Source organism: Clavibacter capsici (assembly GCF_001280205.1).
GTDB lineage: Bacteria > Actinomycetota > Actinomycetes > Actinomycetales > Microbacteriaceae > Clavibacter > Clavibacter capsici.
The window spans coordinates 2,736,618-2,756,824 of record NZ_CP012573.1 but is presented as its reverse complement, the minus strand read 5'-3'; the positions used below and the strand labels follow the sequence as shown (position 1 = coordinate 2,756,824).

At 71.3% G+C, this 20,207-nt stretch carries 18 protein-coding genes; 9 read left to right on the top strand and 9 right to left on the bottom strand.

All coding sequences use genetic code 11. The annotated features are described in order from the left end of the window. Positions 1–844: 844 nt before the first annotated feature. Positions 845–1,882 carry a DUF1266 domain-containing protein gene (locus tag AES38_RS12875; protein ID WP_053775297.1) on the bottom strand — a complete coding sequence of 346 codons (1,038 nt, stop codon included), beginning with the start codon at positions 1,880–1,882 and terminating at the stop codon, positions 845–847. Positions 1,883–1,942: 60 nt separating this feature from the next. Further along, on the bottom strand, positions 1,943–3,007 hold the full coding sequence (locus tag AES38_RS12870; protein ID WP_053775296.1) for a S66 family peptidase: 1,065 nt from the start codon (positions 3,005–3,007) through the stop codon (positions 1,943–1,945). 217 nt (positions 3,008–3,224) lie between these two features. On the opposite strand from AES38_RS12870, the gene AES38_RS15890 reads away from it, so the two are divergent. Both AES38_RS15890 and AES38_RS15885 read left to right on the top strand, forming a co-directional pair. After that, the gene (locus AES38_RS15890; RefSeq protein ID WP_157883539.1) at positions 3,225–3,722 is read left to right on the top strand and encodes a hypothetical protein; all 498 of its coding nucleotides are present in this window, start codon (positions 3,225–3,227) and stop codon (positions 3,720–3,722) included. Beyond that, a complete protein-coding gene (locus AES38_RS15885; RefSeq protein ID WP_162232638.1) occupies positions 3,688–4,614 on the top strand; it encodes a hypothetical protein in 927 nt (308 codons plus the stop codon). The genes AES38_RS15890 and AES38_RS15885 overlap by 35 nt, the downstream gene beginning before the upstream one ends. Positions 4,615–4,740: 126 nt before the next feature. Here the strand turns inward: AES38_RS15885 and AES38_RS12865 are convergent, their stop codons facing one another. Next, on the bottom strand, positions 4,741–5,409 hold the full coding sequence (locus tag AES38_RS12865) for a response regulator transcription factor (protein WP_053775295.1): 669 nt from the start codon (positions 5,407–5,409) through the stop codon (positions 4,741–4,743). Between the two features lie 117 nt (positions 5,410–5,526). Here AES38_RS12865 and AES38_RS12860 point away from each other — a divergent pair, with 117 nt between their 5' ends. Together AES38_RS12860 and AES38_RS12855 are read left to right on the top strand one after the other, a co-directional pair. After that, positions 5,527–5,805 carry a GlsB/YeaQ/YmgE family stress response membrane protein gene (locus AES38_RS12860; RefSeq protein WP_053775294.1) on the top strand — a complete coding sequence of 93 codons (279 nt, stop codon included), beginning with the start codon at positions 5,527–5,529 and terminating at the stop codon, positions 5,803–5,805. 371 nt (positions 5,806–6,176) lie between these two features. Further along, positions 6,177–8,072, top strand: coding sequence for an ABC transporter ATP-binding protein (locus AES38_RS12855; RefSeq protein WP_053775293.1), 1,896 nt, complete (start codon positions 6,177–6,179; stop codon positions 8,070–8,072). Positions 8,073–8,084: 12 nt separating this feature from the next. Here the strand turns inward: AES38_RS12855 and AES38_RS12850 are convergent, their stop codons facing one another. Continuing rightward, positions 8,085–8,921 carry a sugar phosphate isomerase/epimerase family protein gene (locus AES38_RS12850; protein WP_053775292.1) on the bottom strand — a complete coding sequence of 279 codons (837 nt, stop codon included), beginning with the start codon at positions 8,919–8,921 and terminating at the stop codon, positions 8,085–8,087. Between the two features lie 176 nt (positions 8,922–9,097). On the opposite strand from AES38_RS12850, the gene AES38_RS12845 reads away from it, so the two are divergent. Both AES38_RS12845 and AES38_RS12840 read left to right on the top strand, forming a co-directional pair. Further along, complete coding sequence (locus AES38_RS12845) at positions 9,098–9,829, top strand: ThuA domain-containing protein (RefSeq protein WP_053775291.1); 732 nt, start codon at positions 9,098–9,100, stop codon at positions 9,827–9,829. Beyond that, on the top strand, positions 9,826–10,929 hold the full coding sequence (locus tag AES38_RS12840; RefSeq protein WP_244629178.1) for a Gfo/Idh/MocA family protein: 1,104 nt from the start codon (positions 9,826–9,828) through the stop codon (positions 10,927–10,929). The genes AES38_RS12845 and AES38_RS12840 overlap by 4 nt, the downstream gene beginning before the upstream one ends. Positions 10,930–10,996: 67 nt before the next feature. On the opposite strand, the gene AES38_RS12835 is transcribed toward AES38_RS12840, so the two are convergent. Both AES38_RS12835 and AES38_RS12830 read right to left on the bottom strand, forming a co-directional pair. Beyond that, positions 10,997–11,620, bottom strand: coding sequence for a hypothetical protein (locus AES38_RS12835; RefSeq protein WP_053775290.1), 624 nt, complete (start codon positions 11,618–11,620; stop codon positions 10,997–10,999). Next, positions 11,620–12,243 carry a hypothetical protein gene (locus AES38_RS12830; protein WP_157883537.1) on the bottom strand — a complete coding sequence of 208 codons (624 nt, stop codon included), beginning with the start codon at positions 12,241–12,243 and terminating at the stop codon, positions 11,620–11,622. Before AES38_RS12830 ends, AES38_RS12835 begins: the two co-directional genes overlap by 1 nt. 146 nt (positions 12,244–12,389) lie before the next feature. Between AES38_RS12830 and AES38_RS12825 the strand changes: the two genes are divergently transcribed. The 3 genes from AES38_RS12825 to AES38_RS12815 all read left to right on the top strand — a co-directional run bounded on the left by AES38_RS12825 (position 12,390) and on the right by AES38_RS12815 (position 15,950). After that, positions 12,390–12,998, top strand: coding sequence for a nitroreductase family protein (locus AES38_RS12825; protein ID WP_053775288.1), 609 nt, complete (start codon positions 12,390–12,392; stop codon positions 12,996–12,998). 174 nt (positions 12,999–13,172) lie between these two features. Further along, on the top strand, positions 13,173–14,603 hold the full coding sequence (locus tag AES38_RS12820; protein WP_244629177.1) for a serine hydrolase domain-containing protein: 1,431 nt from the start codon (positions 13,173–13,175) through the stop codon (positions 14,601–14,603). Positions 14,604–14,684: 81 nt separating this feature from the next. Next, a complete protein-coding gene (locus AES38_RS12815) occupies positions 14,685–15,950 on the top strand; it encodes an acid phosphatase (protein ID WP_371259384.1) in 1,266 nt (421 codons plus the stop codon). A gap of 84 nt (positions 15,951–16,034) precedes the next feature. Here AES38_RS12815 and AES38_RS12810 read toward each other — a convergent pair whose 3' ends face one another. From AES38_RS12810 to AES38_RS12800, 3 genes are all read right to left on the bottom strand, one after another. Then, positions 16,035–17,699 carry a catalase gene (locus AES38_RS12810; protein ID WP_053775287.1) on the bottom strand — a complete coding sequence of 555 codons (1,665 nt, stop codon included), beginning with the start codon at positions 17,697–17,699 and terminating at the stop codon, positions 16,035–16,037. A gap of 107 nt (positions 17,700–17,806) precedes the next feature. Continuing rightward, a complete protein-coding gene (locus tag AES38_RS12805) occupies positions 17,807–19,717 on the bottom strand; it encodes an amidase (RefSeq protein ID WP_053775286.1) in 1,911 nt (636 codons plus the stop codon). Between the two features lie 130 nt (positions 19,718–19,847). Continuing rightward, positions 19,848–20,030, bottom strand: coding sequence for a PspC domain-containing protein (locus tag AES38_RS12800; protein ID WP_015491222.1), 183 nt, complete (start codon positions 20,028–20,030; stop codon positions 19,848–19,850). Positions 20,031–20,207 lie beyond the last annotated feature (177 nt).

Below are 20,207 nucleotides of genomic sequence, written 5' to 3'. Positions count from 1 at the left end.
GCACCGGCATCCGAGTAGAACGCATGAGTTGCGAATGCGAGATATTAATATATGAGCATTTCGGCCGACAATATCTTGGTTTTCTGACCAAATGGGGCCATTGGTGTGTGGGTTATGTACTGCTTTCGGAAGAGATTCGACGTCTGTTGAGTTGGCGAAAGTGTCGCGAGGGCCATGGTGGCCGCAGATTCAGGTGGCTTGACTAAACAGCTATTGGGGTCGTGGCCGAGATAAGATGTGAGGACTCCATAGGCCTATGGCCTGGTGGGCCACCGGACTATCTACCTCGCCGCTGTCGCATCACCTCGAAAGCGAGGTCAACCGTTACTGCTAGTGGCTGTTCGTTCAGGGGCACCGTGTGGTGATAGCAATCCACGCCCAAAGCGGTTACAACTTGTGCCGTTTGTCCGTGCTTGCGAATTTCGCGAAGGTGCAGCCCCGCCACGTTGAGATCGAGATCTCGCTCGGCTGAAGCGAGGTCGTAGTGAAGCGTTAGCCATATAGCCCACGGTGTCATCTTCGGAGGGAAGCTTGTCCACGAATTGGGGTTCAGGGGCGCCAGGTGCATCACCGTGCTAATCGCTCGATGGGTCTCTTCAGGCGTCGACCACGCGGGTACAGAAACGTCGCGTCCGGCTGTTGTTGTCAAGCGAGTGAAGTCCTGCTCGAAAAGGATACCGTCGACTATGTACGCACCCTCTGGTTGAGAGCGCTCAACGAGTGTCAATCTGGACAACAGGTTGCCGCGAAAAGTCGCGCCACTTGGCAGGTTCGAGTGCTCCACGGCCGCCAACTGTAGTCCGCGTGCACCTCACGGGCGAGCCGCGCGACTGATCCGGCCGGGTCAGCCGACCCGCGCGTCCGTCCCCGGCCACGGCACCTTCGCCGCCGGCCAGCCCGATGTGCGCAGGCCCTCGTGCACGCGCTGCGCCGCCTGCACGGTCTCCAGGCTGTCGGTGCGGAAGGCGAGGGTGAGCGCGACGTCCGCCCAGTACGCGTCCCAGCCGTCGTACGCGGCGAACACGCGCGCGGCCACCTGGCGGAGGAGCGTCCACGCGTCGTCCGCCGGGAGATAGCCCGCGAGGTACGCGAACCGGATCGCGCCGATCGTCCGCTCGCTGTCGCCCGCGAGCAGCAGCACGGGCGGACGGTCGCCGGTGGGCCGGGTGCGCTCGATGATCTCGAACTCGCTCCGCCCGGTGAGCGCGGCCATCCGCGAGAGCATCCGCTCGGCGTCCGGGCCGGCCGCGACCTCCGCGAACCGCTCCGAGATGAGGCCCTGCGCGAGCGCATCCGCGACGAACAGCTCGAGGTCGACGCGCGACGCGATCCGGAACTGGGAGTCGAGGGCCGCGCGCTGCTGGGCGAGCGACGCGATGGGCAGGGCCGCCCAGCGACCCGTCCCCTCGGCGCCGTCGGCATGCCGGGTGCGATGCTCCGCGGGGAGCTCGGCGAAGGTGGGCTGGAAGGCGAGCGAGGAGTTCCAGAGCCGGTAGGAGAAGTCGCTCACCGCGTCCAGCGCCAGGATCTGCTGCTGCTCGAGCGTCAACGCCGAGCGGCCGGCGGCGGCGATGTAGGCGCGCTGGTGCGTCAGCGGCGCGCGGGCGTCGCGGAGGTGGAACGCCACGCTCACGATCGTGACGCCGAGCATGAACGCGAGCGCCGCCACCACGGGCGGCCCGGTCATGTCCTGCCGGTCGGCGAGCGGCACCGCGATCACGAGCGCGACGATGGCGAAGGGCGCCGACCACGCGGTGATCAGCAGGGCGCGCTTCCGGAGGGCCGCGGGCGACGAGCGCCGCGCGGCGTCGGCGGCGCGGGCGTGCCGGTTCCGCATCCGGACGGGGAACTCGGCATCGCCGGGGTGGTTCTGGAGCGTCACCCTGCGAGCCTAGCCAGCGGTCGGATCCGCGCCACCGCCCGCATCGGGGGCCACGACGCCTCAGCTGTAGTCCGCGTGCACCGTCCGCGCCGCCCCGTCGAGCCGCACCGTCCCGCCGTGGGGCAGGATCCACTGCGGACGCGTGTGCCCGAACGGCACGCCCACGCACACCACGGCGCCCGGGTTGTAGCGGGCGACCTGCTCGATGACGGTGTCGCGCTGCTCCGCCCGCAGCCGCGCGCGCTCCTCGGGCGGCGGCACCGGCGCACCCATCACGGTGGTCACCGGCCGGGCGACGAGCACGCCGGCGACGACGTCGAGGATCCCGCGCTCGCCGAGCCCGCGCACCCAGCGGCGCACGCTGTCGGCCGACGGCACCTCCTCGCTCGTCTCCAGCAGCAGGATCCCGCCCTCGAGCTTCGCGACCTCGGGCATGCGCCCGGCCATCGCGATCTGGTCGATCACCTCGATGCAGCCGCCCCACGTCGGCCCCTCCACCGTCGTCGCGGGGCCGGCCCACTTCCACGGCTCGGTCGCCGACCGCTCGCCGTGCTCGGTGAGCGCGCGAGGATCCGTCCAGTCGATCCCGAAGTCCTCCGACTCCCCGGGCTCGGTGATCTCGAGCGTGCCGCCCTCGATCAGCGCCGCCCGCAGCGACCGCAGGTGCACGTCGTCGATGCCGGGCCCGGCTCCGATGTGGACCTGCGTGGATCCGCCGTAGAAGGAGGGGATGCCGAGCCCCGCGAGCAGGTTGTGCAGGTTCGTGTTGTCGCTGTAGCCGAGGAAGGGCTTGGGGTTCCGGGCCAGCTCCTCGATGTCGACGTGCGGGATCACCGTGACCTGGTCGTCGCCGCCGATGGTCGAGACGATCGCGCGGATGGAGTCGTCGGCGAACGCGGCCGTGATGTCGGCGGCGCGGTCGCGGGCGCTCGCGCCGAGGCGTCGCGTGGTCGGGTACTCGACGGGGATCAGCCCGGTCGCCTCCTGCAGCCGCCGCATCGCCTGCTCGTGCACCTCGGGCGCCATGCCCGGCGCGGCGAACGCGGGGCTCAGCACGGCCACCCGATCTCCCGCCTTCGCCTTGGGCACGGACTTGCGGAACCGGGAGGAGGTGGAGGGGATCATGCGGGTCATGCTCCCAGAGGCGGCCGGGGTCCCCCTACGGCCCGCCCAGCCAGTTGTCGATCCGCGCTGAAGGAGTCGCGAACATCACGCGCCAGAACCAGTCTAAGTCGCATGGCTACCAAGTTGGGGGTCTACGGCGTCCGCATGAGTTGCAATAGGGCCAGCTATTTCAGGCGCCGCCATCGCTCTTGTGTCACATCCGCGGTACCATTTGCGCATGGTAGCAAGTGTTGAGTACGACAAGTGGTTCCCATTGGCGAATAGCATTCCCGACGTCCTGGAGGAAAACGTAGTCTATATCTTGCCGACTCGCAATGGGAGCAAGGACGCTGATTCAGCCGGTGCGCCTCGTTACACAGAGCACGTCAGGTATCTGGCCAAGACCGCACGAGCCGCCGGCCTGCCTGTGCAATTTTCCTTGCCGGAGGGAAAACGGGAGTTCTTACAGGAGTACAGCATTGACCCTGATATTTGGGCTCTGGGACTGACTTGTCTTACCTTGGCCAATGACTGGCTATTGCATACTGTGCAACAGTACGTCCTGCTACGGGCTGAGTTGCAGAGGTGGACGCCGGAGGAGGCGTTGGATCTTCCTTTAGAGATATCTATATACGAGAACGAGACCGAGCGCAGTGTTCAGATCAAGGGAGCTGGCAAAGACGTTCTAGAAGCTCTTAGGCTTGAGCAAGAGGGAAGACCGAGAGACCATGGGTGAGGAAACCTCTGATAATGGGATGCGGATTACCGCTCAGATTCTGACTTACGGCGACGTTCCTCCTTCGGGGGGACCTGCCAGGAGCGATTGGCTTGAGGCGAATGGGCTTCATGCCCTGCGTGAGGCCAAGGAAACCTACGATAATGCCGTTATGGTGCTTGGGCGGGAGCCGACCTCTTTGCCGAAACGAGAGGCCGTCGCAGAAAATTATGATGAGAATGCCGTTAGAGCCATCCAGTTGTTCAAGGTCGAGGAGTGGAAGAGGTACAACGCGCGGCTCAGCCTAGGCGACCAGGATCTAGCTGAGTTGCACGAAGCGGTTATGGCGTCAGAGAAAGCCGCGCTTGCAGCATTTAACTACCTTGAAGATCATCCGCGGGCAGAAGAGGCGCATGCGGCGCTTCATGATGCCTCGTTTCTAAAACGCGGCCTCTTTGGGTGTCAGATTGAATTTGAGCAAGATCGATTTTGGACATCTTGTCGATGCAGATTGGGACATATCCGTCGGGGCCTGTCGGTGGGAATGATTAGCGAATTTGTATGTACGTTCTGCGGCAAGGCGATCGAAGACTGCGAGCATGTACCGGGCATCGCATATGAGAAGACGGCATCACGAAACGAAGAACTCGGCTGTACCATATGCGGAGCCGTTGAGTGCCATCACGAAGAAGGAGCGTCTTACTCCGTTGTAGCAACGCAGGAGGTAAAAAATGCTGTGCTTCATGAAGTGTCGCTTGTAAGTAGACCGAGGTATCCCCAAGCGCGAATAGTTCGAATGACGCTTGATGTCGACCAGCTAGTAACGCCCGAAATGAGCCGCGAGATGCTGATAAAGGCAGATATAAATTGTGATGATGATCTAGGCCCTTGTAGGGGAATGCGAACGGCGTAACGTTTGGTCTAGGAGCATCCACTGTGCCATGTAGGTGCGACATTTCGGGAGCCGCTCAGTAGGCATCGCTAGAGAAAAGCGCAGTTTGCAAGACTGTATTTGTCCCCATATCAAAAGATGTCGCCCCTACGGCCCACCCAGCCAGTGGTCGATCCGGTGGTGGTCCGGGCTGAACCCGTGCCCCACGCCCCAGATGACCGCCTGGGTGCGGCTCTGCACCTGGATCTTCCGGTAGATCGAGCGGATGTAGCTCTTCACCGTGTTGGGGGAGAGGTACGTGAGCGCCGCGACCTCCTGGTTGCTCTTGCCCTGCGTGATGAGCGCGAGGATCTCCGACTCGCGGTCCGTGATCCCCTCGCGCTTGCCCGGCCAGTCGAGCGACGGCGCGCTCGCGGCCCGCAGCGGCGCCTCGTTGAAGAGCTCCTCGCCGGAGTGGATCCGCTCGAGCGCCTCCACGAGCTCCCTCGCCGGCAGCGCCTTCGAGAGGTAGCCCTGCACGCCCTGCCGGCGCGCGTCGGCGATCAGCTCGGGCTGGAAGTTCCAGGTGTAGACGACCACGCGGCGTGCGCGCGGGTTCCGCACCAGCTCCGCGATCTCGTGGTGGTCGGACTCCGGCTGCGCGAACGAGTCGTAGAGCACGATGTCGATCTCGTCGGAGAGGGCCGCGTTCGCGTCGATCTCGGCGACGACCACGCGGTCGCGGTAGTCGTCGAACATGTGGGCGAGGCCCTTCAGCACCACGTCGTAGTCGTCGACGAGCGCGATCGTGACGGGGCGGGTGCGGGTGGCGGGCATGGATCCAGGATCCCACCCCCAGGGGTGTGCTCCCACACCCCGGAGGGTGGTTGGTTGAAGTCATCGCCCCACCGGGCACCGCAGCGCGAACACGCGCTCAGCAGAGAGAAGGACACCATGCTCGGACTCATCATCAGCCTCATCGTCGTCGGCCTCATCGCGGGCTTCATCGCCCGCGCGGTCGTGCCCGGCCGCCAGAACATCGGCATCCTCATGACCATCGTGCTCGGCATCGTCGGCTCGTTCGTCGGCGGCTTCCTCGGCTTCCTGCTCTTCCAGCACGACGCCATGGAGGGCTTCTTCCAGCCCGCCGGCATCATCGGCTCGATCATCGGCTCGATCATCGTGCTGCTCATCTACGTGAAGGTCGGCGGCCGCAAGTCCGTGCGCCGCTGAACACGGCCGGGCGAGCCCTGGACGCGCTGGCGCGCCCCGGAGGATCGCCGGTAGTGGAGCCGCCGAGGGGCGGGTCGCCGAGGAGGCGGCCCGCCCCTCCGGCGTGCGCGGGGGTGCGAGGGACACGGGCCTCCCGCACCCGCTCCGGCCGCGACCGGTGTCGGCTCCCTGACCGAGGACGTGATCGCGCCGTCCGTGGCTCATGATGGGCATGCGCCCACCGGCAGGACGACCCGTCCACGCCCGTCGGGATCCGGGCACGACGCCGCCGTCGGAGCATCGACCCGGGCACCGCCCGGCTCGACGCCGGGACGTCCGACCCCGGGCGCAACCCGCCCGCATCGATCCGGGCGCCCACGAGAGGAACCACCATGAGCATGGAAGGCGTCGCCTGGAGCTCGCTCTACAAGATCTCGAGCGCGCGGAACGGGTCGCGCGGCATCTCCCGCGAGTCCGTGAAGCGGATCCTGACCTTCGCGGTGCCGTACCGGGCGAAGCTGCTGCTCTTCATCGCGCTGTCCGTCGTGGGCGCGTTCCTCGCGGTCGCGACGCCGGTGCTCGCCGGCCAGGTGGTCGACGTCATCGTGGCCCGGGGCGAGGTCGGCACGATCGTCCGGCTCGCCGTCGTCATCGCCCTCGTGGCCGTGGCCGACGCTGGGGTGTCGCTCGTGACGCGCTGGTACTCCGCGCGCATCGGCGAGGGCGTGATCCTCGACCTCCGCACCGCCGTCTTCGACCACGTGCAGAGGATGCCGATCGCGTTCTTCACCCGCACGCGCACGGGCGCGCTCGTGAGCCGCCTCAACAACGACGTGATCGGCGCGCAGCAGGCCTTCAGCGGCACGCTGTCGGGCGTGGTCACGAACCTCGTGGCGCTGATCCTCACCCTGGCCGTCATGCTCAGCACGTCGTGGCTCGTGACGGTCCTCGCGGTGATCATGCTGCCCCTGTTCCTCGTGCCCGCGCGCCGCATGGGCGGTCGCCTCGCCGCGCTCCGCCGCGAGGCCGCCGACCACAACTCGGCCATGAGCACGCAGATGACCGAGCGCTTCTCGGCGCCGGGCGCGACCCTCGTCAAGCTGTTCGGCCGGCCCGACGAGGAGTCCGCGGAGTTCCGCGTCCGCGCCGCCCGCGTCCGCGACATCGGGGTCCGCACCGCGATGCTGCAGTTCGTCTTCGTCACCGCGCTGATGCTCGTCTCCGCCCTCGCGCTGGCGCTCGTGTACGGGCTCGGCGGCTTCCTCGCGCTGGCCGGGCAGCTCGACACCGGCGAGGTGGTCACCCTCGCGCTCCTCCTGACGCGCCTCTACGCGCCGCTGACCAGCCTCGCGAACGCGCGGGTCGAGATCATGAGCGCGGTGGTCAGCTTCGAGCGCGTCTTCGAGGTGCTGGACCTCGAGCCGCTCATCCAGGAGAAGCCCGACGCGGTCGCCGTCCCGGCGGGCCCGGTGGCCGTCGAGTTCGACGACGTGCGCTTCGCCTACCCGTCCGCCGACAAGGTCTCACTCGCCTCCCTCGAGGAGGTCTCGACGCTCGACACCCGCGGCGGCGAGGAGGTGCTGCACGGCGTGTCCTTCCGCATCGAGGCGGGGCAGACCGTGGCCCTCGTCGGCACGTCCGGGGCCGGCAAGTCCACGATCGCGCAGCTGCTGTCGCGCCTGTACGACGTCGACAGCGGCGCCGTGCGCCTCGCGGGGACGGACGTGCGCGACGTCACCTTCGCCTCCATGCGGCACACCCTCGGCATGGTGACGCAGGACGGCCACCTGTTCCACGAGACGATCCTGTCCAACCTGCGCCTGGCCAGGCCGGACGCTACCGACGACGAGGTGTGGGACGCGGTCCGCCGTGCCCGGCTCGAGCCGCTCGTCCGCTCCCTGCCCGACCAGCTCGACACCATGGTGGGGGAGCGCGGCTACCGGCTGTCCGGCGGCGAGCGCCAGCGGATGACCATCGCCCGGCTCCTGCTCGCCCAGCCGCGCGTCGTCATCCTCGACGAGGCCACGGCCGCGCTCGACTCCACGTCGGAGGCCGCGGTGCAGGCCGCCCTCAGCGAGGCGCTCGAGGGGCGGACGGCCCTGGTGATCGCCCACCGCCTCTCCACCATCCGCAGCGCGGACATGATCCTCGTGGTCGAGGACGGCGCGATCGTCGAGCGCGGCACGCACGACGAGCTGCTGGCCGCGGGCGGCCGGTACGAGGAGCTGCACCGCACGCAGTTCGCGGTGCGGAAGGCCGTCGCGGCCGATGAGGCGTCGCTGGGCTGACCCCGGCTCGCCTCAGCCGAAGACCCGCCGCACCACCTCGTGCTCCTGCTCGAGGCCGTCCCACTCGTCGGATCCGTCCGGCCGGCTCGACTCGTTCACCATCGCGAGCGCGCCCGCGAAGCCGGCGTCCTGCAGCACGCGGAGGGAGCGCGCGTAGTCGACGTCGTCGAGGCGGCCGTCCTCGTGGCGGTGCGCCTTGGCGTGGCAGGTGACCGCGTGCGGGGCGATGCGGGCGAGCTGCTCGTGCTTGTCGGGCATGGTCCAGTTGCCGAGGTCGATGAGGAGGCGGATGTCGCCCGCGTCGGCCAGCAGGGCGAGCACGGAGTCGGCGTCGGGCATCATCTCGCGCCAGTTCTCGACGACGACCTGGACGCCCGGGTGCCCGTCCGCGAGCCGCGACAGCCGCCGGGCGCTCGCCGCGATCAGCTCCGGGGTGGGCGCGCTGCGGCCGGCGCCGACGCGGGCGTGGTGCGCGCCGAGGGCGAGGGCGTCGTCGAGCCGGTCGGAGATCCACCGCTCGTGCAGGTCGGCGTCGGCGGGGTGCACGAGGTCGCCGTCGTCGACGAGGAACGCGTCGAGCACGATTCCCGACGACTCGAGCGACGACCGCAGCTCCTCGAGGTACGACGCGTCGCGCGTGGGCAGCTGGAAGTGGGCGAGCTGCACGGCGACGTAGCCGCGGCGCGCGAGCTCGGCGGGCAGGTCGAGGAGGTCGAGGGCGCCGTCCGCGCGGGTGGGGGAGCCGGATCCGTCGGGCCCGGGGACGCGCGGATGCCCGAGCGTGCCGTCGAGGGACCAGGCGTGGACGGCCTTGTCGGTGGGGCGCGTGGTGCCGGTCGGGCCGGTCACCGGATCGCTCCGCGGTCGTGGGCGATGGCGTTCATGCGGCCTCCCGGGTCGCCCGCATCGGCGCGGGGCATGCGTACGATCGTAGGCGCGGGCACGCCGCGTCGTCACGGCCGATCTCGGGCCCGACCCCCGCGGCACGCGCCCGATCCCCCGATCATCGCGGAACGAGGAGCGCCATGGACATCGTCGTCTGGAACGAGAACGTGCACGAGAGCCGGGGGGATGCGACGGTCCTGTCGCACTACCCGGACGGGATCCACGCCGTGGTCGCCGACGGCCTCCGCGAGCTGCTCGGCGACGACGCGCGCGTGAGCACCGCGACCCTCCAGGAGGACCAGCACGGCCTCACCGAGGAGCGCCTCGCCGCCACCGACGTCCTGTGCTGGTGGGGGCACGTCGCGCACGGTGAGGTGTCCGACGAGGTCGTCGAGCGCGTGATCCGCCACGTGCACGCCGGCATGGGCCTCGTCGTCCTGCACTCCGGCCACTACTCGAAGGTGTTCACGCGCCTCATGGGCACGACGTGCTCGCTGAAGTGGCGCAACGACGGCGAGCGCGAGCTGGTCTGGACGATCGCGCCGCAGCACCCCATCGCGGAGGGGATCCCGCACCCGATCGTCATCGACCGGCAGGAGATGTACGGCGAGCAGTTCGACATCCCGCGCCCCGACGAGGAGGTGTTCCTCTCCACCTTCGCGGGCGGCGAGGTCTTCCGCTCCGGCGTCGCGTACCACCGCGGGCGCGGCCGGGTCTTCTACTTCTCGCCGGGCGATCAGGAGTACCCCGTGTACCACCACCCCGACATCCGCCGCGTGCTCGCGAACGCCGCCCGCTGGGTCGCGCCCACGGACGGCCGCGCCGACCTCACGGCCGACCAGCACCCGCGCGACTGGTTCCTCGCCCGATGAGCGCCGCGAAGAAGCCGGCCGCGTCCGCCGCATCCGCTGCGCCCGCTGCTCCCGCCTCCGCCGGCCGCCGCGTGCGCGTGATCCACGTCGGCCTCGGCGGCTGGGGAGGCGACTGGGCGCGCAACGCCGTGCCCCAGGTCGCCGAGATCGAGGTGGCCGCGATCGTGGATCCGAGCGAGCCCACCCGCGAGAGGGTCCGCGCGCTGCTCGGCCTCCCGGAGTCCGCCGCGTTCGCCTCGCTCGCCGACGCGCTCGCGGCGGTGGACGCGGACGCCGTCATCGTCACCGCACCGGCCGTCACGCACGCGCCGCTCGCGCTCGAGGCGCTCGAGGCGGGCAAGCACGTGATCGTCGAGAAGCCGTTCGCGAACTCGACCGCCGAGGCCGCGGCCGTCGTCCGCCGGGGCGAGGAGCTCGGCCTCATCGTGCAGGTCAGCCAGAACTACCGCTGGTACCCGGCGCCGCGGCGCGTGCGCGAGCTGCTCGCGGCCGACGCGCTCGGCGAGGTCGCGACCATCGAGATCGACTTCCGCCAGTGGGACAACGACGAGCCCGACGACTACCCGCACTACCGGTTCCCGCAGCCGATCATCAACGACATGGCGATCCACCACTTCGACCTGATCCGCATGGTCACGGGCCGCGAGGCCGTCCGGGTGTTCGCGCGCACGAGCAACCCGTCGTTCAGCCACTACCGCGACCCCGCGGTCGCGAGCATGGTGATCGAGCTGGAGGGCGGCCTCGTCGTCGACTACCGCGGCAGCTGGCTGCACCGCGGGCCGGCGACGCCGTGGGCGGGCGAGTGGCGCATCTCCGGAGAGGACGGCGAGCTGACCTTCACGAGCCGCGGCGAGGGCGTCTCGGCCGACCGGGTCGGGATCCGCGACGCCGACGGCACCGAGCGCGAGCTCGACCTCGAGACGCTGCCGCTGAAGGGCCGCGCCGCCGGCCTCCGCGCCTTCGCCCTCTCGATCCTCGGCGGCCCGCCGCCCGAGACCAGCGGCCGCGACAACCTCGGCAGCCTCGCGCTCATGGAGGCCGCGGGCCGCTCGGCGGAGTCGGGCCGCTTCGAGGACGTGCGCGACCCGCTGGCGGGGTAGGCCCCCGCCGCATCCCCACGCGACGCGCGGGGATACGGCGCGGATCCCGGCCGCCGCTCCGTGCAGCTCAGTCGCGCGGCGACCCGACCGGCCGCAGCGCCGACTCGATCACCACGACGTCCTCGCCGTAGCGCGCGTCCGCCTCGGCCTGCATGGATCCATCGTCGTGGAAGACGGAGACCATCGCGCGGCCGGCTCCGTCGCCCATCTCGAAGACGCCCGTGACGCTCATCCCGCGCGCGTCGTAGTCCGCCAGCGCGCGGTCCACCGTGGCCTGGTCCGCGGGATCCGGCCACGGCGTGTACCCGTCGGCGACCTCGGGACGGGTGGGGGCCGCGGGCGCACGCGTCAGGGTGAAGTCGGTCCCGTCCCAGGTGCCGACGAGGTCGTACTCGCCCCAGATCACGCCGACGGCGGATTCCTCGTCGTCGACCGCGTCCCAGTCCCATCCGACGAGCGGCGCTCCCCCGCACTGCGGCGGGAAGGACGTGTCGATGACGCCGACGCACATCGTCGGCCCGCTCGTACCGGGCTCCTCGCGGACGAGGGCGGTCGCGGTCAGCTCGTCGGGGCTCAACGGCGACTCGGCTCCCGATGCCGCGGCGCACCCCGCGAGGGCGAGCACGGCGACGAGGGCGCTGACGGCCGGAGCCGCTGCGCGACCCGCGCCGGATCCGATGCGCCGGGTCATCACCGCTCCTCGCCGACCGGCCGCAGCGCCGACTCGATGACCACCACATCCTCGCCGTAGAGCGCGTCCGCCTCGGCCTGCATCGCGCCGTCGTCGTGGAGGACGTCGACGACCAGACGGCCGCCCGCGTCGCCCATGCCGAAGATCCCCGTGCCTGCGGCGTCCGGATCCTGCAGCTGCGCGCTCATCGCCTCGGCGTAGTCGGCCGTCGCGCGGGCCATCGTCTCCGCGTCGGCGGCATTCGGCCACGGCGTCGGGAGCGCCGGGTTCCCCGTCGGCTCCGGCGTCGGCACGGGACCCCGGGTGAGCGTGAACGTCGTCCCGTCCCAGGTGCCGACGACGTCGTACTCGCCCCACGTGACGCCGTTCTCGGTCTCCTCGTCGTCGACCGCGTCCCAGTCCCATCCGGCGATGACCGGGCCGCCGCAGAGCGGGGGCAGGGACTCGGCGATCGCGCCTGCGCAGAGCATCGGGCTCTCGTCGGCGGTGCGCTGGAGGACGGTCGCCGTCGCGGTCAGCTCGTCCGCGGGCGGCATCGTGGGCCCTGTGAGGGCGACGGGGGAGCAGCCCGCGAGGAGGAGCGCGGAACCCGCCAGTGCGAGCATCGCGGATCCGGATCTCATGGGCCCAGTCTCGGGGGCGGGCCCGGGCAGCGCCAGGCCCCCGCTCGGGGCGCACGTCACCCAGGAATAGCCGGACGGCGTCCCGCATTGTGATCCGCGAGGCCCGACGGAGTGCCGCATCCCCGACATCGACCGAAGGAACCGCCATGACCCTCACCGAGGACACCGCCACCCCCGCATCCACCGTCCGCACCGCCGACACGTCCGTGCCGATCGTGCGCGAGCTCGACGCCCGCTGGAGCCCGCGCTCCTTCGACCGGGACGCCACCGTCTCCGACCAGCAGCTCGACGCCCTCCTCGAGGCCGCGCGCTGGGCGCCGTCCGGCAGCAACCAGCAGCCGCGCCGCTTCATCGTCGCCCGCCGCGGCACGCACGCGTTCGACACGATCGTCGACGCGCTCGTCGGCTTCAACGCCGCCTGGGCCGTGAACGCCTCCGCGCTCGTCGTCGCGATCGCCGAGACCTCCACGGTCGAGGGCGAGAAGCGCCCCTACGCCGCGTACGACCTCGGCCAGGCCGTCGCCCACCTCTCCGTGCAGGCGCAGGCCGAGGGCCTCCACACGCACCAGATGGCCGGCGTGGAGTTCGACAAGCTGTCCGCCGCGTTCGACCTGCCCGAGAACCTCCAGCCCCTCACCGTCACCGCCGTGGGCACGGTCGCGCCCGCCGACGCGCTCGAGGGCCCGCTCGCCGAGCGCGAGACCGCGCCGCGCTCGCGCCTGCCGCTCTCCGAGCTGGTGCTCGTCCGGGAGTAGTCCCACCCGCACGCCCGCGGCCGTCGACCTCCGGGTCGGCGGCCGCTCGTGCGTCCGGAGCGGGCCGGCCCGGCCCGGGGTGGGACGGACGCGGGCCGGCGCCGCTCGCGTAGAGTCCGGCACGCGCGACCCGGATCCGGGCGTCCACCCGCCGCCCGCGACTGCCGGTCGCGCATGCCCGCGAACGACGACACCGACACCGACACGAGCCGGAGCCCCGCCATGACCGAGATCCTCGACTACGTCCGCACCTGGCTCGACCTCCGCGTCTGGCAGACCCGCGTCCCCGGCGCCCAGGTCGCCATCGCCCGGCACGGCCAGGTCGTGCTGTCGGAGGCGTTCGGCGTCGCGGATCCCACGACCGACGCGCCACTCACCCCCGACCATCTGTTCCGGGTCGCGTCGCACTCGAAGACGTTCACCGCCACCGCCATCCTCCAGCTCGCCGAGCGGGGTGCCCTCCGCCTCGACGACCGGCTCGGCCAGCACGTGCCCGAGCTGGCCGAGGGCGGATCCGAGCTGGCCGACGTCACGATCGCCGCGCTCCTCGAGCACGGCGCGGGCGTGCTGCGCGACGGGTTCGACGGCGACCACTGGCAGCACTCCGGCCCCTTCCCCGACCGGCGCCACCTCCTCGCCATCGCGACGACGCCCGGCGTCGCCAAGGTCGCGCCCGACACCGCGTTCAACTACTCGAACGTCGGGTACGCGCTGCTCGGCCTCGTGGTCGAGGCGGCGTCCGGCCTCTCCTTCGCGGACTACCTCGCCGAGCGGATCGTCGCGCCGCTCGGCCTCCGCGACACCACCGCGGAGTACGTGCCGGCGCGCGCGGCCGAGTACGCGGCGGCCTCCACCTCGCTCCGCACCTCGCGCGAGCGCACCGTCCTCCCGCACGTCGACACCCGCGCGATGGCGGCGGCCACCGGCGTCACGAGCACCGCGTCCGAGCTCGTCTCCTTCTTCTCCGCGCTGGTGCTGCCCGAGGACGAGCGGCTGCTGTCGGCGGCGTCCAAGCGCCTCCAGCAGCGGCCGCGGTACGGGACGAGCGCGGATCCGGCCGGCACCCGCCGCTACGGCTACGGCCTCATCGTCGAGCGCGTGGGATCCGGCGCGCACGAGGCCACCGTCCTCGGCCACTCGGGCGGGTACCCCGGCCACATCACGCGCACGGCGGTGGATCCCGCGAGCGGCTGGGCCGTCACCGTGCTCACGAACGCCATCGACGGCCCGGCGAGCGCGCTCAGCACGGGCATACTCGAGCTGCTCCTCGCCGACTCCGCCGCGAACGACGCCGAGCGCGCCGCCGTCAAGGCGCCCTTCACCGGACGCTTCGGCAACATGTGGGGCCTGCAGGACTTCCAGGTCGTCGGCGACCGCTTCCTCCGCATCGACCCGACGGCCGAGCACCCGCTCGAGTCGGTGGACGTGCTCGAGGCCACGGGCGACTCCTCGGCGCGCATCGTCGAGGGCGAGGGGTTCGGATCGGTCGGCGAGGAGGTCACGGCCGACCGGGCGGCGGACGGATCGGTCGACCGGCTGCGCGGCGGCGGCGGCATGACGCTGGAGCCCGAGACGCGCGCGTGGGTCCCGAGGTCGCGCGGCTGATCCGACGGGTGGCCGGCGCGCACCGCCCGGCCACCTCCGCTCCACCTCCCCGAGGGACCCGCGTCACGCGCGATGCCTACGGTGCCGGAGGCCGCACGGCCGCCCGCTCCCGACGAGAGGCACCATCATCATCCCCACCCCGTCCCGGCGTCCCGCGCCCGCACCGCGACGCTGCTGTCGACCACCGCGATCCTCGGCCTCCTGATCACCGGCACCGGCGTCACCGCCGCGACCGCCGCGGACGCACCGACCGCCACCGGCACCGCGACCGCCCCGGCCGTCGCCCCCTTCGACCAGGCCACGCTCGACGCGCCCTACCCGTCGAACAGCACCTACGACTTCGTGCCGATGCTCGACTCCTTCACGGCGCTCAAGGCGAACCGCCCCGACATCCTGAAGCTGAACGACAAGAAGACCGTGAGGATCAACCAGGCCGCCACGAAGGCGCAGTCGGCCCGGGCGATCATCGACCAGTACGCCGACATGTCGATCACCATGAGCGACGGCCTCGGCAGGAACCTGGGCGCGATCTACCGCACGGCGCGCGAGGCGGGCCAGCTCCCGAAGACCGACGCGCTCCTCGCGAAGAACGGCGGCCTCGTCGGCAAGTACTCGTCCACCAACCCGGTGAAGACGCACTTCGCGAACCCGCGGCCCTACGTCGCGTTCCCGCTGAAGCTGAAGTACCGCGACAAGCCGGGCGGCAACGCGTGGGCGGGTCAGGACGGCTCGTACCCCAGCGGGCACACCTCGCAGGCGTTCTGGCAGGGCACGGCGCTCGCGACGATGCTGCCGGAGCTCGCGCCGCAGATCCTCGCCCGCGCCTCCGACGCCGGCAACAACCGCATCATCATGGGCGCCCACTACCCGCTCGACGTGATGGCCGGCCGCATGATGGGCCAGAAGATCGTCGAGCGCCGCTGGTCCGACCCGGAGTTCCGCACGCTCTTCGAGCAGGCGTCGACCGAGCTGCGCACGGTGCTCGAGGCCAAGTGCGGCGCAGCGCTCGCCGTCTGCATCGCGAAGGACAAGCCGTACCTGACCACGAAGCAGGCGCTGAAGGTCTACGAGCAGCGCATGAGCTACGACTTCCCGCGCGTGGGCGACACGGGCCAGCCGATCACGGTCCCCACCGGCGCCGAGTCGCTCCTCATCACCAGCCACCCCGACCTCACGCCCGAGCAGCGCCGCCAGGTGCTCGCCCTCACCGCGATCGACTCGGGCGAGCCGCTTGACGCGGGCACCCAGGGCAGCTGGCAGCGCATCGACCTCCCGGCGGCCATGGCCGCGAAGGTGGTCGTGACGGCCGACGGCACGGTCTCGCTCGTCAAGCACGGGAAGCGCTGACCGGATCCGGATGCGCGCACGCGAGAGGGGCGGGCGGCCGCATGGCCACCCGCCCCTCTCGGCGTCTCGCGTCGGTCGCGGAGGCTAGGCCGCGTCGACCAGGTTCCGCCGCGCGTCCGGCACGCAGTGCGTCAGCACCAAGCCCGTGACGTCGCGCGGCCCGTTGTGCCCGAGGTTCGCCAGGCGTGCCAGCTCGTCCTCGGAGAGCGTCTGCGACTGCAGCGGCGGCAGGTCCTTCACCTCGTCGAGCGCGATCCCGAGGCCGCCGCCCACGCGCTGCCCGAGCTCGTCCTCCACCAGGTAGAGGTGCCAGACCATGCGCTCCTGCACGCCGCGCGAGGCCTGCCCGATGAGCTCCACGAGGTTGGCGACGAGGTCGTCGCGCTCCCACTGCTCCATGAGCAGGTACCGCTGGCCGGCCTGCGTGTAGTCGTCGGTGCGGGCGATCCGCTTCCGCGTGAGGCGACCGGTGATCTCCGGACCCTGCTCGTCCACCGTCGCGTACTGGCCCTCGCGCAGCCCGCCGTCGAGGGAGGGCTCGTAGTTCACGTGAGGGTTCTGACCCCCGTGATCCTGGTGGAACGTCATCTGCCCGTCGCGCTGGTTCGTCGCCACCTTCGCGTGCTGCGGCGCGTTCACCGGCAGCTGGAGGTAGTTCGGGCCCACGCGGTAGCGCTGCGCGTCCGAGTAGGAGAACGTGCGGCCGACGAGCATCTTGTCGTCGGAGAAGTCGAGGCCGTCCACGAGCACGCCGGTGCCGAAGGAGAGCTGCTCGTTCTCGGCGAAGTGGTTGGTCACGTTCCGGTCGAGCACCATCCTCCCGACCGTCTTCGGCGGGAAGTCGTTCTCGGGCCAGAGCTTCGTGTCGTCGAGCGGGTCGAAGTCGAGCTCCGGGTGGTCGTGGTCGTCCATCAGCTGCACGCGCAGCTCCCACTCGGGGAGGTCGCCGCGCTCGATGGCGTCGTAGAGGTCCTTGGAGGCGTGGCCGAGGTCGCCGCCCTGCACCACGGCCGCGTCGGCCGCCGTCATGCTGCTCACGCCGACCTTCGGGATCCAGTGGTACTTCACGAGCTTCGTGCCGCCCTCGGCGTCCACCCACTTGTAGGTGTTCACGCCGAAGCCCTGCATGTGGCGGTAGTCCGCCGGGATGCCGCGCGGGCTGAACAGGTTGACGATCAGGTGCATCGACTCGGGCGTCTGCGAGATGAAGTCGAAGATGCGGCCCGGGTCCTGGCGGAACGTCACGGGGTCGGGCTTGAACGCGTGGATCACGTCGGGGAACTTGATCGCGTCGCGGACGAAGAAGACGCCGAGGTCGTTGCCGACGAGGTCCCAGTTGCCGTCCTCCGTGTAGAACTTCACGGCGAAGCCGCGCGGGTCGCGGACGGCCTCGGAGGAGTCGCGGCCGCCGATCACGGTGGAGAAGCGGATCGCGACGTCGGTGCGCCTGCCGGCCTCCTGGAAGAGCTTCGCGCGCGTGTACCGGGAGACGGGCTCGTCGCCCCACGTGCCGGTGGCCTCGAAGTAGCCGAACGCGACGGCGCCGCGCGCGTGCACGACGCGCTCCGGGATCCGCTCGCGGTCGAAGTGGCTGATCTTCTCGAGGAACTGGTAGTTCTCGAGCGTCGCGGGGCCGCGGTCGCCCACGGTGCGGGAGTTCTGGTTGTCGTGGACGGGGTGGCCCTGGCGGTTGGTGAGGACCTCGCGGTCGTCGCCGTCGGCGGGGCCCTGGGAGGAGACGTCGGTCATGGTGCGTCCTTTCGTCGTCGTCCCCCCACCCTGCCGACGCGCGGACGACACGCCCAGGGCCGCGCGGCGACTCCCAGTGGATGCGGACGGGTGCGGGTCCCGTCGCCTCAGCCGGCGTGCGGGCGGCGGCGACGGAGGACGCCGACCGCGACCGTGATCCCGCCGACGAGCGCGAGCACCGCGGCGATGGCCGCGTTCTGCCCGAGCGTGTTCACGCCGACGCCCGCGATCCGCGCGGCACCGGCCGCCGGGAGGGGGGATCCGGCGGCGCTGGCCTGGCCCACCTCGTCGGTCGCCGCGGGGACGTCGTCCGCGGCCGGCTCCTCGACCGCCGTCAGCTCCGGCGTCGCCGCGGGCGCGACCCGGTGCCGCGTCGCCTGCTCGTACGCGTGGGCCATGGCGAGCAGGTCGCCGTCGCGGCTGCGCGGGGCGGCGAGCTCGAGCCCCACGGGCGCGCCCGCCGACGTGAAGCCGGCCGGCACGGAGATCGTGGGGATGCCGGTGTTCGCGCCGATGTCGCAGAAGGTGGTGCCGGCCCAGGTGGGCGTGGCGCTGGTGGCGCTCGTCGGCATCGCGAGCGCGTCGACGCCGTGCTCGACGAAGAACGCATCCATCGCGGCCCTCCCCGCGTCCTGCTCGGCGATCGCCGCGTCGTACTCGGGGTTCGGCACGTCGCGCTGGCCGAGGAAGTGGGCGATGTCGCCGTCGGTGAGCGCACTTGGACGGTCGGCCATCACGTCGGCGAACGAGAGCACGTCCTCGGGCGCGGTACGGGCGGCGACGCGCGCCGGCCACGTGGCGGGCGTCTCGGCGAGGAAGCGGTCGATGGACGGCCGCATGTCCATCCAGCCGCCGCTCTGCAGCGTCCCCTCCACGAACTCGCGGGTCAACGGCACGTCCACCACCTCGGCGCCCTGCGCCTCGAGGTCGCGCACGGCCTGCTCGATCAGCGCGGTCGTCTCCGCGAGGCCGGGCTTCTCGGGATCCTCCTCGAACGACCAGCGCACCACGCCGATCCGCTTCCCCGCGAGCGCGTCGGGGCCAAGGCCCGCCACGTACGCGTCGGTGACCTGGTCGTCGGCGACGGCGGTGAGCGGATCCGCGGGGTCGCGCCCCGCGAGCACCTCCATCAGCAGCGCCGCGTCGGCGACCGTGGTGGTGAGCGGCCCGACGACGTCCTGCCGGGGCGAGAGCGGCACGACGCCGGCCGTGCTCACGAGCCCGAGGGTGGGCCGGAAGCCCACGAGGCTCTGGTGCGCGGCGGGCCCGAGGACGGATCCGCACGAGTCGGTGCCGAGGCCCGCCGGCGCGTACGCGGCCGCGACCGCCGCGCCCGTGCCGCCGCTGGATCCGCTCGCGCTCCACGACAGGTCGTAGGGGTTCGCCGTGCGGCCGCGCGCGGAGCTCAGCGTGTAGGTGCCGTGCCACGCGAACTCCGACATGTTCGTCTTCGCGAGGATGATCGCGCCGGCCGCCCGCAGCCGCGCCACGGCGGTCGCGTCGTCGGCCGTGCGGTACTCGCGGAGCGCCGCGCTGCCCGCGGTGGTGGGCATGTCGGCGGTGGCGAGGTTGTCCTTGACGACGATCGGGACGCCGTGCAGCGGGCCGCGGATCGTGCCGGCCGCGCGCTCCGCGTCGAGCTCCGCGGCGGTCGCGAGCGCGTCCTCGTTCGTGGTGATGACGGCCTGGAGGCCCTTCCGGTCGCCGCGCCGGTCGTCGTACGCCTCGATGCGCGCGAGGTAGGCGCGGGTGAGCTCGACGGACGTGGTGGCGCCGGAGGCGAGCAGCGCGAGCGCGTCGGCGACGCCGAGGTCGACGACGGCGGGGGCGGTCACGGGCGCGCCCGCCGCGACGTCATCCGCGGCCGAGCCGTCGACGGACGCCCGGGCCGGCGACGCGACGCCGACCCCGACCCCGCCCAGCGCGAGCGCGGCCGCGAGCGCTCCGGTCGCGAGGGCGCCGGCGAGGCGGCGGGATGCGCGGCGGATCCGCGCGCGGGGACGTCGGCGTGCGGGCATGCGGGTTCCTCCGGACGGGGGAGAGGCGTCTCCCCAGTCTGGGAACCGGGTGTTGCGGCGGCGTTTCGGGCGCGGGACGATCCGGCGTCGCGCGACGGCCGGCCCGCGGGCGGTGTGCCCACCTGCCGGGTCAGCGCTGCTTGGGGAAGACGATCCAGAGGATCAGGTACAGCAGCACCTGCGGGCCCGGCAGCACGATCGAGATCACGAAGAGCAGGCGGACGAGGAAGCGGCTGATGCCGAAGCGGTCGGCGAGGGCGGCGCAGACGCCGGCGATGATCTTCCCGCGACGGGGACGCATGAGGGTGGCCATGCATCGAGCATGGCAGGCGCGGGTGGGCGGCTCCCGTCGGACCGAGCGAACGGCTCCCCGTGAGTTCTCCCGGCGGTCGGTTAGGGCGCAAAGCCATGGTGCGATACTCGAACGGTCGAGCCGGGGCTCGGCGTCTCCTCGCGATGCCGCGGGTCGCGGTCGCCCAGGCGCCCGCCG